15 protein-coding genes are annotated in these 15,446 nt (G+C 71.0%); 10 read left to right on the top strand and 5 right to left on the bottom strand.

Annotation, left to right across the window (positions count from 1 at the left end; translation table 11 throughout):
- Positions 1-9 precede the first annotated feature (9 nt).
- Positions 10-930: a LysR family transcriptional regulator gene (locus tag STRIP9103_RS27565; protein ID WP_009324878.1), complete on the top strand. Its 921-nt coding sequence runs from the start codon at positions 10-12 to the stop codon at positions 928-930.
- Here the strand turns inward: STRIP9103_RS27565 and STRIP9103_RS50815 are convergent.
- From STRIP9103_RS50815 to STRIP9103_RS27545, 5 genes are all read right to left on the bottom strand, one after another.
- Positions 915-1,754, bottom strand: a complete 840-nt coding sequence (locus STRIP9103_RS50815) for an MFS transporter (protein ID WP_009324873.1) — start codon at positions 1,752-1,754, stop codon at positions 915-917. The genes STRIP9103_RS27565 and STRIP9103_RS50815 overlap by 16 nt on opposite strands.
- Positions 1,751-2,257 (bottom strand): MFS transporter, encoded by a 507-nt coding sequence (locus tag STRIP9103_RS52850; RefSeq protein ID WP_009324830.1) that lies wholly within the window; start codon positions 2,255-2,257, stop codon positions 1,751-1,753. Before STRIP9103_RS52850 ends, STRIP9103_RS50815 begins: the two co-directional genes overlap by 4 nt.
- A 42-nt stretch (positions 2,258-2,299) precedes the next feature.
- Positions 2,300-3,229: a fumarylacetoacetate hydrolase family protein gene (locus STRIP9103_RS27555; RefSeq protein WP_048821088.1), complete on the bottom strand. Its 930-nt coding sequence runs from the start codon at positions 3,227-3,229 to the stop codon at positions 2,300-2,302.
- Between the two features lie 80 nt (positions 3,230-3,309).
- On the bottom strand, positions 3,310-4,872 hold the full coding sequence (gene paaZ / locus STRIP9103_RS27550; protein WP_009324863.1) for a phenylacetic acid degradation bifunctional protein PaaZ: 1,563 nt from the start codon (positions 4,870-4,872) through the stop codon (positions 3,310-3,312).
- On the bottom strand, positions 4,869-5,798 hold the full coding sequence (locus tag STRIP9103_RS27545) for a VOC family protein (RefSeq protein WP_009324832.1): 930 nt from the start codon (positions 5,796-5,798) through the stop codon (positions 4,869-4,871). The genes paaZ and STRIP9103_RS27545 overlap by 4 nt, the downstream gene beginning before the upstream one ends.
- A gap of 248 nt (positions 5,799-6,046) precedes the next feature.
- Here STRIP9103_RS27545 and STRIP9103_RS27540 point away from each other — a divergent pair, with 248 nt between their 5' ends.
- The 9 genes from STRIP9103_RS27540 to STRIP9103_RS27500 all read left to right on the top strand — a co-directional run bounded on the left by STRIP9103_RS27540 (position 6,047) and on the right by STRIP9103_RS27500 (position 15,136).
- Positions 6,047-6,637, top strand: a complete 591-nt coding sequence (locus STRIP9103_RS27540; RefSeq protein ID WP_063747323.1) for a carboxymuconolactone decarboxylase family protein — start codon at positions 6,047-6,049, stop codon at positions 6,635-6,637.
- A 30-nt stretch (positions 6,638-6,667) separates the two neighbouring features.
- Positions 6,668-7,516: a fumarylacetoacetate hydrolase family protein gene (locus STRIP9103_RS27535; RefSeq protein ID WP_009324823.1), complete on the top strand. Its 849-nt coding sequence runs from the start codon at positions 6,668-6,670 to the stop codon at positions 7,514-7,516.
- Positions 7,517-7,562: 46 nt separating this feature from the next.
- Positions 7,563-8,093: a MarR family winged helix-turn-helix transcriptional regulator gene (locus STRIP9103_RS27530; RefSeq protein ID WP_009324879.1), complete on the top strand. Its 531-nt coding sequence runs from the start codon at positions 7,563-7,565 to the stop codon at positions 8,091-8,093.
- A gap of 194 nt (positions 8,094-8,287) precedes the next feature.
- Positions 8,288-9,295, top strand: a complete 1,008-nt coding sequence (locus tag STRIP9103_RS27525; protein ID WP_199790583.1) for an LLM class flavin-dependent oxidoreductase — start codon at positions 8,288-8,290, stop codon at positions 9,293-9,295.
- Positions 9,296-9,411: 116 nt separating this feature from the next.
- Complete coding sequence (locus tag STRIP9103_RS27520) at positions 9,412-9,951, top strand: cupin domain-containing protein (protein WP_009324817.1); 540 nt, start codon at positions 9,412-9,414, stop codon at positions 9,949-9,951.
- Positions 9,951-11,120 carry an acyl-CoA dehydrogenase family protein gene (locus STRIP9103_RS27515; protein ID WP_009324896.1) on the top strand — a complete coding sequence of 390 codons (1,170 nt, stop codon included), beginning with the start codon at positions 9,951-9,953 and terminating at the stop codon, positions 11,118-11,120. The genes STRIP9103_RS27520 and STRIP9103_RS27515 overlap by 1 nt, the downstream gene beginning before the upstream one ends.
- An 85-nt stretch (positions 11,121-11,205) precedes the next feature.
- Positions 11,206-12,420, top strand: a complete 1,215-nt coding sequence (locus STRIP9103_RS27510; protein WP_009324917.1) for a cytochrome P450 — start codon at positions 11,206-11,208, stop codon at positions 12,418-12,420.
- An 8-nt stretch (positions 12,421-12,428) separates the two neighbouring features.
- Positions 12,429-14,021 (top strand): class I adenylate-forming enzyme family protein, encoded by a 1,593-nt coding sequence (locus tag STRIP9103_RS27505; RefSeq protein WP_009324867.1) that lies wholly within the window; start codon positions 12,429-12,431, stop codon positions 14,019-14,021.
- Positions 14,018-15,136 carry an alcohol dehydrogenase catalytic domain-containing protein gene (locus STRIP9103_RS27500; RefSeq protein ID WP_009324885.1) on the top strand — a complete coding sequence of 373 codons (1,119 nt, stop codon included), beginning with the start codon at positions 14,018-14,020 and terminating at the stop codon, positions 15,134-15,136. Before STRIP9103_RS27505 ends, STRIP9103_RS27500 begins: the two co-directional genes overlap by 4 nt.
- Positions 15,137-15,446: the final 310 nt, after the last annotated feature.

The following is a 15,446-nucleotide window of genomic DNA, read 5'->3' as shown; positions in this document are numbered from 1 at the left end:
CCTGGGAACGTGACCGCTGATTTCTCGCTCCGGCAGTTGGAGTACTTCGTCGCCGTGGCCGCCACCGGCTCGATGAGCGCGGCTGCCGTGCAGTGCCACGCCTCGCAGGCGGGGATCTCCACGGCCATCGCCGACCTGGAGCGCCGGCTGGGTGTGCAGCTGCTGGTGCGGAGGCGGGCCAAGGGCGTCTTCCTCACCGAGGCCGGCACCCGCGTCCTGGAACACGCCCAGGCCGTACTGGCCCTGGCCGAGGACCTCAGGGCCGGTGCCAAGGCGGAGAAGGGGCAGCTGGCGGGAAGGCTGACGATCGGCTGTTACGCGACCCTCTCCCCGTTCCTGATCCCACCCCTGGTCGACGGCTTCACCCGCCTTCACCCGGCCGTCGACCTGCGCTTCCTCGACGGCTCCCAGCAGGAGATCCGTCAGGCACTCCTCGAAGGCGCCTGCGACCTGGCCTTCCTGTACGAGACCGGGGCGGAGGCCGGCCTGACGTGCACGACGGTGCGGACGAGCAGACCGTATGTCATCCTCCCGCCCCGCCATCCCCTGGCCGACCGCGACACCGTTTCCCTGACCGAACTCGCCGACGAGCCCCTGATCGTCTACGCCGACCCCCCGGCCCCCGGCAACGCCGAGCGCTGGACACGCAGCGTCGGCGTGCGGCCGAACATCCGCTACAGCACCTCCAGCATCGAGGCCGTACGGAGCCTCGTCGCCCGTGGCCTCGGCTACTCCATGCTGGTGCAGCGCTGGCCCACCGAGACCAGCTTCGAGGGACTGCCGCTGGTCTCGGTGCCGCTCAGCGATGTGCTGGAGGAGGTCAAGGTCGTGATCGCCCACGCCTCCACCGTCACACCCACTCCCCGAGCACGGTCCTTCGCCCAGTACGCGCGCGAGACCCTGGCGGCCATGGATCAGCCGCCGTCCTGACTCGGGCCGGCTTGAACGACTCCGACGTCGGTACGACCTCCTTCACGCGGGGGGCGGTCCCGTCGCGCGAGCAGCAGGCCGCCCAGAGACGCCACACAGACCGAGGCCGTCATGGTGGCCGCCATCGGCAGTGCCGTCCCCTCGCCGCCCAGACCCACGAGGGGTGCCACGAGCGCGGCCAGCCCGAACTGCAGCGCGCCCAGCAGCGCCGAGGCGCTGCCCGCCGCGTGCGGGGCGCGCGCGGTGGCGAGGGCCGTGGCGTTGGCGGCCACCAGACCGAGGGAGGACGCAGTCAGATAGATCAGGACGACAGCCGGGAGGAACGGAGGCCGCCCCTTCGCCGCCAACACACACAGCACGGCGCAGCAGATCAGCATCGCCGTGAGTCCGACACGCAACAGGGCCCGGGGGCCGAAGCGGCCGACGATCCTGCGGTTGACGGCCCCGGTGGAAGTGAAACCGAAGGCGTTGACCGCGAGCGCCACTGTGTAGGCGCCGGTGGAGAGACCGTAGACGTGCTGGTACACGAAGGGCGACGCCGCGAGATAGGAGTAGAGGACGCCGAATCCGAAGCCGTACGCCAGGGCGTATCCGAGGTAGGAGCGGTCGGAGAACAGTCCGCCCATGGTGCGGAAGGTGGTCGTGAGGCCGCCGCCGTGCCGCAGTCGTGGCGGAAGGGTCTCGGGTACGCGGACGAAGACCCCGCAGCAGGTCAGTACGGCCAGAGCGGTCAGCACCAGGAAGATCCCGCGCCAACCGGCGGCGCCGAGGACCGCCCCGCCGATCAGCGGGGCCACCACGGGGGCCACCCCACCGGTGATCACCAGAATCCCTGGCCCCCGGGGGCGGGGGCCCCGCTTCCCGCCGTCCCCGTCGCCCGCGTCCCCGTCTCCACGGTCCGGTCGGTGATCACCGCACGGGCGATGACGATGCCGGCGGCACCACCGAAGCCCTGGAGGAAGCGGGCCGCCGTGAGGAGTTCGACGGAGGGGGCCAGGGCGCAGAGCAGCCCGGCGAGCGCGCTCACCGCGGTGCCCGCCAGCATGGGCCGCCGCCGTCCCCAGCGGTCGGACAGCGGCCCGATCAGCAGCTGTCCGGTGGCCAGCCCGACCATGAAGGCCGTCAGCGTCAGCTGGACACCGCTGACCCCGGTGTCCAGGTCGTCGATCATCCGGGGGAAGGCCGACAGATACATGTCCGTGGCCAGCGGAGCCACCGCGTACGCCAGGGCGAGCGCCAGTAGCGTGGGCGTCGGCACTCCGGACTCGCCGTAGGCACGGGAGCCGGACCGTATGGCCCGGGAACCGCGACGTGAACGCAGAGGCATGCCGATCCCCCTTGATCGTTGCCGACGTGAGTGAGGGCAGATCTACTCGGCCGCCTTGGTGATCTCGACGGTGAGGCGGCCGAGGCCGGTGATCTCGCCTTCGAGGAGGTCGCCGGGTTTCATCCACTGGCCGGTGCCCAGGCCGACGCCGGCGGGGGTGCCGGTGGAGACCACGTCCCCGGGTTCCAGGGTCAGATGCTCGGTGATCTTCACCAGCTGCTCGGGGATGGACCAGATCATGTCCCGGGTGTTGGCGTCCTGCCTGGGCTCGCCGTTGAGCCAGAACCGCAGGCGCAGGTCGTTCTCGTCGACGAACCGGGCCGGGACGACGGCCGGGCCCAGCGGGCAGCTGTCGTCGAAGGCCTTGCCGCCGAACAGGTCGAACTTCACCAGGTGCTTGGGGTGGCGCTGCCAGTCCCGGGCGGACAGATCGATCGCGATCGTGTACCCGGCCACGTACTCCATCGCGTTGTCCAACGTCAGATGACGGCCCCTCTTGCCGATCACCACCGCCAGCTCCAACTCGTAGTCGAACTTCTCCGACTGCTCCGGATACCGCACCGTCTTCCCCGGCCCGACCAGAGACGTGGTCGGGGGCTTGAAGAAGAACAGGGGGATCTTCTTGTCCTTCTCCCAGTCGGTGTGACCGCCGTCCTTCTCCATGTGGTCGTAGTAGTTCGCCCCCGTCATCACCACCTTGCGGGGGTACTGGAGGGGAGTGAGCACGTCTTCGAGGGCGGCCGGGGCGGGGAGCGGCCGGGTGGTGTCCGTGCCGTCGGCGAGGCGTTCGGCGGCCTCGACGAGGATCGGCTCGGTCCGCTCCCAGTGGTCGAACACGTTCATCAGACCGCGCGCGGGCTCCGGCCGCAGGGCCTCCGGGGCGACGTCCGCGAGGGCCCAGTGACGGCCGTCGACGGACAGGACCGGCGTGGGGGTGCCGTCCACGCGGTGGGTGGCGAGAGAAAAGGTCATGGCAAGGGTCTCCGTCATTCAGCGGTGTACGACCTTCGGGGGATACGACCCGCACGGGGTACGAGGGGTCGTACGTACGGCTACGCGCGGCCGGTGAGCGCCCTGAGCATGCCCGGACCGCCCTGTACGGCGGTGCGCTGCATGTGGTGCAGGACTCCGCGGATGCCGCCCATCTCCTCACCGCCGCCGGCCCGGCCGGGGCCGCCGTGGATCAGCGCGGGCAGCGGGGAGCCATGGCCGGTGGACGCCTTGGCCGACTCGGTGTCCAGGACGAGGACCCGGCCGTGCCAGGGGGCGAGACCGACGACCACCTCGCGGGCGAACGCCGGGTCACCGGTGACCACGGACGCGGCGAGGCTGCCCCGGCCCTGGGCCGCCAGGAAGACGGCGTGCTCCGGCGAGGTGTACGGAATGAGCGTGCTGACCGGGCCGAACGCCTCCACCTCGTGCGGGGCGGTGGCACCGGGGTCGTCGCAGCGCAGCAGCAGGGGAGTGAGGAACGCGCCGCGCTCGGAGTCGGCGCCGACCGGGTCCACCCGGTCCGGGTCGCCCGAGACCAGCCGCGCCGAGTCGAGCAGCGTCTTCACACACCGGCGCACCTCCTCGCGCTGGCCGAGGCTCGCCAGGGCGCCCATGGTCACGGTCGGGTCCGTCGGGTTGCCGACGACCACCTCGGCGAGGCGTGCGGCGGCGGCCTCGCTCACCGCGTCCATCAGCTCGGCGGGGACGATCGCGCGGCGGATCGCCGTGCACTTCTGCCCCGCCTTCACGGTCATCTCGGTGACCAACTGGTCGACGTACAGTTCGAATTCGGGGGTGCCGGGCGTGGCGTCGGGGCCGAGGACCGAGCAGTTCACCGAGTCCGCCTCGGCGTTGAACCGCACGGCCTGCCGTACGACGGCCGGATGCGTGCGCAGCCGCTGGGCGGTGGCCGCCGAGCCGGTGAAGGACACCAGGTCCTGTTCGGTGACGTGGTCGAGGAGGTCGCCCGCGCTGCCGCAGATGAACTGCAGGCTGCCCGGCGGCAACAGGCCCGACTCCACGACGAGTTCCATGAGGCGGCTGGTGAGCCGGCAGGTCTGGGTCGCGGGCTTGACGAGGCTCGGCACACCGGCCAGCAGCGCCGGGGCCAGCTTCTCCAGGGGTGCCCACACGGGGAAGTTGTAGGCGTTGATCTGGATCGCCGCGCCCCGCAGCGGGGTGAGGATGTGGCCGCCGAGGAAACTGCCGTCCCGGCTCAGGCCCTCCTGGGCACCCTCGACGTGGACCAGTCCCTCGTCGCCGCCCGGCAGTTCGCGCTCGCCCAGGGCCGCGTAGTGCTGGACGACGCGGATGCCGCCGTCGATGTCGTACTTCGAGTCGAAGAGCGTCGCCCCCGTGGTGCGGGACAGCGTGTACAACTCCTCGCGGTGGCCCCGCAGATACGAGGCGAGGTCCGCCAGCAGCGCTGCCCGCCGGTGGAAGGAGAGGGCGCGGAGCTCCGGGCCGCCGACCGTGCGGGCGTGGTGCAGTGCGGCGGCCATGTCGACACCGGCGGAGGAGACATGGGCGATCACCTCGCCGGTGACCGCGTCGTGGACGGGCGCTCCCTCGTCGGTGGGGGTGTGCCACCGGTCCTGTACGTAGCTGCGCAGTGCGGTCATCGGGTCGTCCCCTCGGTGGCGGGTGTGCGGACGGTGCCCACCGTCCCGGCGTATCCGTCGTCGCCGTCCGCGACGGCGTGGTGGCCCCAGATGTCGGCCGTGTAGACCCGGCTCACCCAGGTCGCGTCGTCGACCTGGCGGCCCTCGGCGCCCACCTCGATGCCGAAGCCGGCGGGGGAGCGCATGTAGAAGGAGAACATCCCGTCGTTGGAGTGCCGGCCGAGCGTCGCCATCAGCGGGACCTTGTGCTCACGGGCCCGGTCGTGGGCGCGGCCGACCTCGTCCATGCTCGACACCTCGCACAGCACATGGTGGGTGCCCTCGCGCTTGCGGGACTCCACGAAGGCGATGCTGTGGTGGCGCGGGTTGCAGCCCATGAAGTAGAAGGTGCCGCCCAGTGGCAGATGGGTCACGTCGCTGAGCCGGAAGCCCATGACGTCGCGGTAGAAGTCCACCGCCTCCATGGCCTGCGGGGACTTCAGCACCACATGGCCCATGCCCTGGTGGCCGGTCACGAAGGTGACGCCCAGCGGGGAGACGAACGGGGTCGCGGCGACGCGCCGCCCGATGAACAGCTCGGTGCGCACGGCGCACGGCCCGGCGAACCACAGCATGCGGTCCACCTGCCGGTCGGCGCACTCCTCGGCCGTCCCCTCGTGGACCTCCACGCCGTGCGCCCGCAGCCGCGCCACGACACGGTCCAGACCGGCCCGGTCGCCGACCTCCCAGCCGATGTACGTGACACCGCCGTGCTCGGCGGGCTCCACGCTGAACCGGTAGGGGTGCTCGTCAAGGCGCAGCCGCCGTTCCTCGGGGGAACCGGGCGGGCCGGCGGGCATGGTGCCGATCACGTCACTGGCGTACGCGACCCAGCCGTCCGGATCGGGCGTGCCGATACCGAGATAGCCCAGGCTGCGAATACTCATCGAAACCTCCACTGGTCGAGGCCCCGCCCGTGAGAACGCGAGGGACTGGGGGCCGCCCGCTGCCCGAAGCTAGTTGTCAGAGTTCTAATTATCAAGACTCTGACGAACTTCTCGCGAAGGATCGCAAGGCCCTTGACTGTCAGAGTTCTATCTATCTACGGTCGGGGCATCCGACGACGGCCCACCGCCGTCACGACGACGTCGGCCGACCGTCATGACGGCCCCGGCCGCCACGAAGGGCGACCCCCATGCCTGTGTCTGAGCCGCGCCTTACTCCCGTGGCGGAGAAGGACATCCCGGAGAAGGCGCTGACGGCCCTGGAGCCGTACCGCAACGCCGAGGCGGGCGGTGACATCTACGCGATCTGGACGACGCTCGCCGCGCACCCGGACGCACTGCGCCGCTTCCTCGTCTTCGGCAACCACGTCCTGGGCAAGAACACGCTGTCCGTCCGCTGGCGCGAACTGGTGATCCTGCGGGTCGCCTGGCTCGCCCAGGCCGAGTACGAGTGGCTGCAGCACGTCCGGATCGCCCGCCGCGCCGGGGTGTCCGACGACGAGATCCGCGCACTCGGCGCCCCCGAGCCCACCGGCTTCGACGACACCGAGCGGGTCCTGCTGCGGGCCACCGATCAACTGGTCGGCGGCGCGGACCTCGACGACGGCGTCTGGAAGCAGCTGCGGGACCGGCTCGGTACCGAGCAGCTCATCGACCTCGTCTACACGGTCGGCCAGTACCAGACCGTGGCGATGGCGATCAACGCCTTCCGCGTCCGGCCCGAGCCGGACATCGCCGCTCTGCGCACGGAACTCCCGCTGCCGGCGCCCACTGTGCCGTAGCCCCTCCCATCCTCGTAGGAGACAGACCTCATGAAGCTCGCCAACCTCGCCGGCCGGGCCACGATCATCGTCGGCGACCGTGCCCTCGACGTGGAGAAGGCCAGTAACGGGGCGCTCGGCCCCGACCCCGCGGTGCTCTACGACCTCAAGAACCACGACGCGCTGCGACGGCTCGTCAAGGAGGCGAACGACGCCGACCTCGCCGAGTACGACGAGAAGCTCCTCGGCCCGGTCTCCCCGCGGGCCCCGAAGATCCTCGCCGTGGCGCTCAACTACCGCGGCCACGCCGAGGAGTCGGGCATCCCCGTCCCCGACCAGCCCACCGCCTTCGGGAAGTTCACCAGCTCGCTGGCCGGACCGTACGAGCCGGTGATCGTGCCCGAGGGCATCGACAAGTGCGACTTCGAGGCCGAGGTCGTGGTCGTCATCGGAAAGGCCATGCGTGCCGTGGACCCGGCGGAGGTGTGGGAGGGCGTCGCGGGCGTGACCGCCGGCCAGGACATCACCGACCGACGTGAGCAGTGGCGCAAGCCGCTGAACCAGTTCACCTTCGCCAAGTCCTACGACACCTTCACCCCGTGCGGCCCGCTGATGGCCACCGTCGACGAGTTCGACGACCCGGACGACATCGAGATCGCGGGCTGGGTCGACGACCTGGAGGTGCAGCGCGGCCGTACCTCCGATCTGATCTTCAGCGTCCCCGAGTTGGTCTCCTGGCTCTCCCGGTACGTGACCCTGGAACCCGGCGACCTCGTCTTCACGGGAACCCCGGCCGGCTGCGGCGTCCGACGCGTCCCGCGGCTGTACCTGGAGCCCGGGATGACGCTCACGACCGAGCTGCCGGGCGTCGGTACGATGCGCAATCCGATCAGCCGGTGAGCCCGCGAGGCGCTGTTACGATGCGAGCGACGAAGGGAGCCCCCACGTGTCGGACGCCCACACAGGCGACGCCGTAGACCACCCGCGCTCCCGCGAGTTCGCCGACAAGGTACGGGCCCGTCACCAGGAGATGGGCCACACGGACCGCCAGCTCGACGGCGTCGCGCTGGTCACCCACCTCACCCGGCTCGTCGCCCGCCTCGTACAGGACTTCGAGGCCTCCGTGCACCGGCCGCTCGGGATGACCTGGGCCGGCTTCCGGATCATGAACACCCTCTGGGTCTTCGGGGACCTGGAACAGCGGGAGATCGCCCGTATCTCCGGCACCTCGCGCGCCAGCGTCTCCAGCGCCATCAACACCCTTGAGGAACGCGGCCTCGTCGAGCGACGCCGCGAGCAGGGCGACCGACGGCTCGTCCGTGTCTCGCTCACCGAGTCCGGCCTGACCATGCTCCACAAGGCCATCGAGGGCCAGACCGAGCGCGAGCACGCCTGGACGGGTGTATTGGAGGACCAGGAGATCTCCCAGCTGGTCGCCCTGCTGGGGAAGATGGTGAACCAGGAGCACCCGGCGTAGTCCGCCGTTCGACGGCTTCCGGACTGCTCACACCCTCCTGACCGGCGGTTTCGAGCTGTCCGGAGGCTCCCCTCGGGTCACACTCGGGGCATCTCCCGGCAAAATCGTAAGACTCTTGACGATTAGAACCCTGACGCTTAGGTTCTCCGCAAGTTCCACGGATTCCGCAAGTTCTCCCCGACCTGTTCCGCTTCATGGGCAATGACGCCCCGCACCCGCTGCGAGGAACGATGGACATCGGCTGTCTGTTCGCACCGACCACCGCCACCCCGGACCACATCGCGGAGGCCGAGCGACTCGGCTTCACTTACGCCTACGTGTACGACTCGCCGGCCCTGTTCGCGGACGTCTGGATGACCCTGGGCCGGGCGGCGGACCGCACCTCCCGGATCCGGCTGGGCGTCGCCGTGGTCACCCCCAAGCTGCGCCACCTCGTCGACAACGCCGCCGCCGCGGTGACCCTCGCGGCGCTCGCCCCGGGCCGGGTGGACGTCGTGGTCGGCGCCGGCTTCACCAGCGCGGCCCTGCTCGGCCGCCGGGGAGCCCGCTGGGCGGAGGTCGAGGAGTACATCGTGGCGCTGCGCGCCCTGATGGCGGGGGACGAGATCGACTGGGAAGGAGCCAGGATCGCCCTGACCTTCCCCGGCCACTCGGGGCTCGCCCCCGTCACCGACGTACCGGTCCTCGCCGCCGCGCACGGACCCAAGGGCTTCGCCGTCGCGAGCCGGGTCGCCGACGGCGTCGTCACCAACCCCAGCCACAGCTCCGAGCCGATCCCCTTCGAGGGCCGGGTCGTGGTCACCGCCTACGGCACGGTCCTCGACGAGGGCGCGGGGCTCACCGACCCCCGGGTCGTCGACGCCGCCGGACCCGGCGCCGCCCTCGCCCTGCACCTCGGCGACTTCGGCCCGCTCGCCGGCACCGACGAGGTACGTGGCTACCAGGCCTGGCTCGCCACCGTCCCGGAGCAGCGCCGGCACATCGAGACACATCGGGAGCACCTGATCGGGGTGACCCCCGAGGAGCGCCCCTTCATCACCCCGAAGGCGATCGAGGCCGCCACCGCCACCGGCACACCGGAGCAGATACGCGGGCGCCTGCGGCAACTGGAGGCCTCGGGCGCCACCACGGTCGCCTACCAGCCGGCCGGGCCCGACAACACCCGCGAACTGCGCGCCTTCGCCGAGGCCGCAGGGCTCTGAACGCCCACGAGATCACGCACCCGACAGGGCTCCCCCCATCCGACCCCGTGGGGACGCGAACGGCGGGCGAGCCCCCGGCAGACACCACCCCGCACGCTCAACGAGGAGTACGCACCATGCCCCGCAGAATCGTCACCGGTCTGGACGAGAACGGTCAGGCCGCCGTCGTCCAGGACGGCCCCGCCCCGCGCGCATACGAGCTGAAGCACACGCCGGGCTTCGCCAACTCCCTGGTCTGGTCGACACCGGCCGAGCCCACCGTCCCCTTCGACGGCATCGATCCCACACCCGCCGTGGCCTCCTACGTGCCCGCACCCGGCGAGACCCGGCTGATCCACCTGGTCATCCCGCCGGACACGGTGTACATGACCGAGGGCTTCGACTTCGCGGCAGCCGCCGCCGAGCGACTGGAGACCAGCCCCGGCCTCGCCGAGCTGTTCGAGCCGGACGCGCCCGGTATGCACACCACCGACACCGTCGACTACGGCGTCCTCCTCCAGGGCGAGATCGTCCTCGAACTCGACGCGGGCAACGAGACCACCCTCGCCCCGGGCGACATCGTCATCCAGAACGGCACCCGGCACGCCTGGCGCAACCGTTCCGACGCCCCCGCCGTCGCGCTGTTCGTCCTCATCGGCGCCCGGAGGACCGTCTGATGCCGCACCTCGACCCCACCGACGCCCTCGAACTCGACGGCGAACTCGACGACGTCGAACGGCTCATCCGCGACACCGTCAGCGCCTTCGTCAAGGACAAGGTCACCGACCGGGTGGCCGAATGGTTCGAGACGGGCACGTTCCCCACCTCCGAACTAGCCCCGGAACTAGGACAGTTGGGCCTGCTGGGCATGCACCTGGAGGGCTACGGCTGTGCCGGGGCGAGCGCCACCGCGTACGGCGTGGCCTGCCGCGAACTGGAGGCCGCCGACTCGGGGCTGCGCAGCTTCGTCTCCGTGCAGGGCTCCCTGGTGATGTTCCCCATCCACCGCTACGGCTCGGAGGAACAGAAGCAGCAGTGGCTGCCGAAGCTGGCCTCCGGTGAGGCGATCGGCTGCTTCGGGCTCACCGAACCCGACCAGGGCTCCGACCCCGGCGGCATGCGCACGGTCGCCAAGCGCGACGGCGACGACTGGGTCCTCAACGGCACCAAGATGTGGATCACCAACGGGTCCATCGCCGACATCGCGATCGTCTGGGCCCGCACCGAGGAAGGCATCCGCGGCTTCCTCGTCCCCAAGGGCACCCCCGGCTTCACCACCAGCGAGATCCACCGCAAGCTCTCCCTGCGCGCCTCGGTCACCGCCGAACTGCACCTGGAGGACGTACGACTGCCGGGCGACGCGGTGCTGCCGGGCGTCACCGGACTGCGCGGACCGCTGTCCTGCCTGTCCGAGGCCCGCTTCGGCATCCTGTGCGGAGTCGTCGGCGCCGCCCGCACCTGCTACCTCTCGGCGCTCGAATACTCCACCACCCGAGAGCAGTTCGGGCGGCCGATCGGCGGCTTCCAGCTCACCCAGGAGAAGCTGGCCCATATGCAGGTAGACCTCGTACGGTCCCAGCTGCTCGCCCTGCGCCTGAGCCGCCTCAAGGACACCGGGAAGCTCCGCCCCGAGCAGGTCAGCCTCGGCAAGCTCGCCAATGTGCGCGCCGCCCTCGACATCGCCCGCTCGGCCCGCACCGTACTCGGCGCCAACGGCATCACCACCGAGTACCCGGTGCTGCGCCACGCCAACAACCTGGAGACGGTGCTCACCTACGAGGGCACCGAGGAGATCCACACCCTGGTCGTCGGAGAGTCAGTCACGGGCCTCGCGGCGTACCGCTGAGCACCCCGGGCGGGCCGTAATCGATGGGCGGCCCGCCCGGGGAAGCACGGACGAGTCACGTACGACACCACGGGAGGCGAGCGTCGTGACGACACACGCGAAACCCGAGCACGGCCACGCGAACGACTTCGCGCGAGGCATCCGGCTCGAAGAACTCTGGGACGACCCCTACCCCATCTACCGCAGGCTCCGCGCCGAGGCCCCCGTCACCTGGGTCCCCGCCGTCGGCCGCTATCTGATCACCCGGCACGAGGACATCGTCTTCGCCGAGCAGCACCCGGAGCTCTTCAGCTCCCGTGAGAAGGACTCACTGGTCCTGAAGGTCATGGGCGCCAACATGCTCCGCGAGGACGACCCCGAGCACCGCAGGCTGCGGGCCGCCGCCGAGCCGCCGGCCCGGCCCCGCAGGGTGCGCACCGACTGGAGCCCGGTCTTCCAGCGCACCGCCGACGAACTGATCGACTCCTTCGTCGACAAGGGCGAGGCCGACCTGTTCGCCGACTTCGCGGGGCCCTTCGCCGCCGCCAACCTGGCGCATCTGCTGGGGATCCCACAGGTCCCGGCCGCGGACATGATCCGCTGGTCGCAGGACATGATGGACGGCAACAGCAACTACGCCGACATCCCCGAGGTCTGGGACCGCGCCCTCGCGGCGGCCGGCGCCGTCGAGGAGGCCGTCGACGAAGCCGTACGACGGCTGCGCGACGAACCGGACGGCTCGGTGATCTCCTCGATGCTGCACGCCGAGGACCCGCCCACCCTCCAGCAGATCAAGAACAACATCAAGGTCATCATCGGCGGCGGCATCAACGAACCCCGCGATGTGCTGACCGCCGGAGTCTGGGCGCTGCTCACCCACCCCGAGCAGCGCGCGGCGGTCGAGGCCGACCCGGCCAGATGGCGGCATGTCTTCGAGGAGACGGTCCGCTGGATCTCCCCGATCGGCATGTACCCCCGCCAGACCACCGAGGACATCGAACTCTCCGGCACCCGTGTCCCGGCCGGTTCCCGGGTCGCCCTGGTCATCGGCTCCGGCAACCGGGACGAGGACGTCTTCCCCGGTGCCGACCGCTTCGACATCGACCGCGAGCAGCGGGGCCACCTCGCCTTCGGCGGCGGACCCCACTTCTGCATGGGCACCTGGGTGGCCCGCCACGAGGTCGGCGAGATCGCCTGGCCCACCCTCTTCCGCCGGCTGCCCGGCCTGGAACTCGCCCCGCAGGAGCCGGTGAGGGCCGGCGGCTGGGTCTTCCGCGGACTGCTGAACCTTCCCGTCCGCTGGCAGCGCAAGGACCACTAGGAGCCACGTTGTCCGAGAACATCAGCCGGGCCGCCACCGGACGGACGGCCCCGCCGGGCACCTGGTTCGGCGCCCGCCTCGTCGCGAACGCGGCCGAGGCCGGCGACCGGGTCGCCCTCGTCTTCGAGGACCGGACCTGGACCTACGCGGAGCTGGACCTCGCGATCCGGCGCACGCTGGGCCGCCTCGCCGACCGCGGTGTGCGCAGGGGCGACCGCGTGGTGATGCGCGGGGAGGCCCGGCCCGAGGCCATCGTCACGATGTTCGCCGTGACGCGGATGGGCGCGGTCCTCGTACCCGTCCATCCCCAGCTGACGGGGCGTGAACTGGCCGTCGTCCGCGAGGAGACCACGCCACGTGCCGTCGTCGCCGACGGCCGGTTCCTGCAGACGCTGCCCGAGGGCCCGGGAGTCCATCTGACCTGGGAGGAGCTGAGCGCCGCAGACACACCCCCGGCGGAGGCCGACGCACCGCCCGCCGGTTCCGACGTCGCGATCATCGCGTTCACCTCCGGGACCTCCGGACGCCCCAAGGGCGCCGCGCTCACCCACGACAACCTCCACTGGAGCATGGTCAACGGGATGGCCCGGCTGCCGGTGACCGAGGACGACGTCGTCCTGGTCGCCACCCCGCTGGCCCATGTGGCCGTCCTCGGCGGGCTTCCGCAGTACACCTGGGCCGAACGCGGGACCGTCGTCCTGGCACCGAAGTTCGACGGCGACCTGTTCATCGACCTGGTCCGGGACCACGGAGTGACCGCGGCCTTCGCCGTACCGGCCATGCTGTCCCTCCTCACCCGGCACGCCCGCTTCGACGACCCCGACCTCGACTCGCTGCGCTGGGTCCTGGCGGGCGGCTCACCGGCGATGTCGGCGACCACGACCCGGCTCCTCGAACGCGGGGTCAAGGTCGTCAACTCGTACGGCCTCACCGAGTCCAGCGCCGGTGTCACCTACGCCGTGTTCGACGAGGTCGCCGACCGGCCGACGTCCGCCGGACCACCCGTGCCGCACGTCGAACTGCTCGTCGTGGACGACAAGGGCGCCGCCGCACCCGTCGACGGCGTCGGCGAGATCTGGCTGCGTGGACCGTCCGTGGCGGCCTCGTACTGGACACGCACGGGAACCCTGCCCGTCACCGACGCGGAGGGCTGGTTCCACACCGGGGACCGCGGACGGTACGACGAGCGGGGGCGGCTCGAAGTCGTCGGACGGGTCAAGGAACTGATCATCACCGGCGGCGAGAACGTCGACCCCGCCGAGGTCGAGAACGCCCTGATCGACCTGCCCGGCGTGGTCGAGGTCGCCGTCGGCGGCGCGCCGGACCCCGTCTGGGGCGAGCTCGTCACCGCATACCTCGTCGCGAACGCGCCCGAGCCGACGCTCGACGACGTCCGCCGACATCTCGACGGCCGGCTCGCCCGGCACAAGTGGCCGCGACGGCTCTGCGTCGTCCCGGCACTGCCCCGAGGGGCCACCGGAAAACTCCAGCGGCGCGCGCTCACCGAACTGGCCGCCCCTTCGGACGACACCACCAGCGACCCCACGACGACTGGCGGCAACACCACCACCGAGACTCAGCACACCCAGGAGAGACCATGACCGAGACCATGCGGGCAGCGCGGATGCACGACGTCGGAGAGCCCATGCGGATCGAGCGGGTCCCCGTGCCGGCTCCGGGCCCCGGTGACGTACGCGTGGCCGTGCACGCCGTGAACATCGTGCCGAACCTCGCCAACATCCTGACGATGTGGACGACCTGGTTCCCGCACAGCCCGCTGCCGACCCTCCCGGCGATCTTCGGTCTGGACCCGGCCGGGGTGATCGACGCGGTCGGCGAGGGAGTCGAGGGCTTCGAGGTGGGCGACCGGGTCTACGTCAACCCGGGCCGCTCCTGCGGGTCGTGCCGCTCCTGCCGCGACAACGACTCCATCAACTGCGCCAGTTACGCCTTCGCCGGCTACTTCGGCTTCTCCAAGTCGGCCGTCAACCTCCTCGACCGCTACCAGGGCGGCCTCGCCGAGTACATGGTGGCCCCGGCGTACGCGCTGGTGAAACTGCCCGAGCAGCTGTCCTTCAACGCCGCCGCCCGCTTCGGCTACATCGGCACCATGTACTCGGCGCTGCGCAAGGCCGACGCCGGGCCCGGCAAGACGATCCTCGTCAACGGCATCAGCGGCACCCTCGGCATCGCCGCCGCGCTGCTCGCGCCCGCCATGGGACTGACCCACGTCTACGGCACCGGCCGGGACCGGAACCTGCTGGAGCAGGTCGACAAACTGGCCCCCGGCCGCTTCCACCTGCACTCCCTCGACGACGGCCCGCTCGACGAGTGGGTCCGCGAGCAGACCGACGGCTATGGCGCGGACATCTACATCGACGCGCTCGGCCCGGGCGCCCCGCACGAGACGTTCCTCGCGGGCATGCGGGCGCTGGCGCGCGGCGGTATCGCGGTCAACATCGGCGCCATCGCCGGTGACGTCCCGATCGACGTCCACCGCATGATGGACCAGCAGTTGCGGCTGATCGGCTCGGCGTGGTTCACCTCCGGCGAGGGCCAGGTCATGGCGGACATGGTGGCCGCCGGGCTGCTCGACCTCAGCCCGCTCGAACACGAGGTGTACCCGCTGGAGCGCGTCAACGACGCCATCAGCGGCACGGCGCGGCGCAACGGCGGCTTCAGCAACTTCATCGTCAGCCCGGTGGCCACCGAGTAGGCGCTCCGCTGGAAACACGGTGATGAACCCGCGGGCCGGCGGGGGCTGGTCGTGCCCATGCGGCGGAGCCGCATATCGACACAGCCCCACGCCCCCAGCGCCCCTGACGCGGCGCGGTAGCGCCCTGGCCACTCCCTCACCCCCTTGCTCCGAGAGGAATACCCCGCCATGCCCAAGGTGACCTATGTGCAACAGGACGGCACGGAAACCGTGCTCGACCTGCCGCCCGGCACCACCGTGATGCGCGGCGCGGTCGCGGCCGGCGTCCGGGGCATCGTCGCCGAGTGCGGCGGCAACCTGATGTGCGCGA

The sequence above is a fragment of the Streptomyces ipomoeae 91-03 genome, from assembly GCF_000317595.1.
In the GTDB taxonomy this organism is placed as follows: Bacteria; Actinomycetota; Actinomycetes; order Streptomycetales; family Streptomycetaceae; genus Streptomyces; species Streptomyces ipomoeae.
This window is presented reverse-complemented; position numbering and strand designations above follow the sequence as displayed.

Bases quoted from the DNA above. Each gene is read 5' to 3' on its own strand.
- STRIP9103_RS52850 (WP_009324830.1), bottom strand. From the start codon at position 2,257: ATGCCTCTGCGTTCACGTCGCGGTTCCCGGGCCATACGGTCCGGCTCC.
- STRIP9103_RS27555 (WP_048821088.1), bottom strand. From the start codon at position 3,229: ATGACCTTTTCTCTCGCCACCCACCGCGTGGACGGCACCCCCACGCCG.
- paaZ (WP_009324863.1), bottom strand. From the start codon at position 4,872: ATGACCGCACTGCGCAGCTACGTACAGGACCGGTGGCACACCCCCACC.
- STRIP9103_RS27545 (WP_009324832.1), bottom strand. From the start codon at position 5,798: ATGAGTATTCGCAGCCTGGGCTATCTCGGTATCGGCACGCCCGATCCG.
- STRIP9103_RS27540 (WP_063747323.1), top strand. From the start codon at position 6,047: ATGCCTGTGTCTGAGCCGCGCCTTACTCCCGTGGCGGAGAAGGACATC.
- STRIP9103_RS27535 (WP_009324823.1), top strand. From the start codon at position 6,668: ATGAAGCTCGCCAACCTCGCCGGCCGGGCCACGATCATCGTCGGCGAC.
- STRIP9103_RS27525 (WP_199790583.1), top strand. From the start codon at position 8,288: ATGGGCAATGACGCCCCGCACCCGCTGCGAGGAACGATGGACATCGGC.
- STRIP9103_RS27520 (WP_009324817.1), top strand. From the start codon at position 9,412: ATGCCCCGCAGAATCGTCACCGGTCTGGACGAGAACGGTCAGGCCGCC.
- STRIP9103_RS27515 (WP_009324896.1), top strand. From the start codon at position 9,951: ATGCCGCACCTCGACCCCACCGACGCCCTCGAACTCGACGGCGAACTC.
- STRIP9103_RS27500 (WP_009324885.1), top strand. From the start codon at position 14,018: ATGACCGAGACCATGCGGGCAGCGCGGATGCACGACGTCGGAGAGCCC.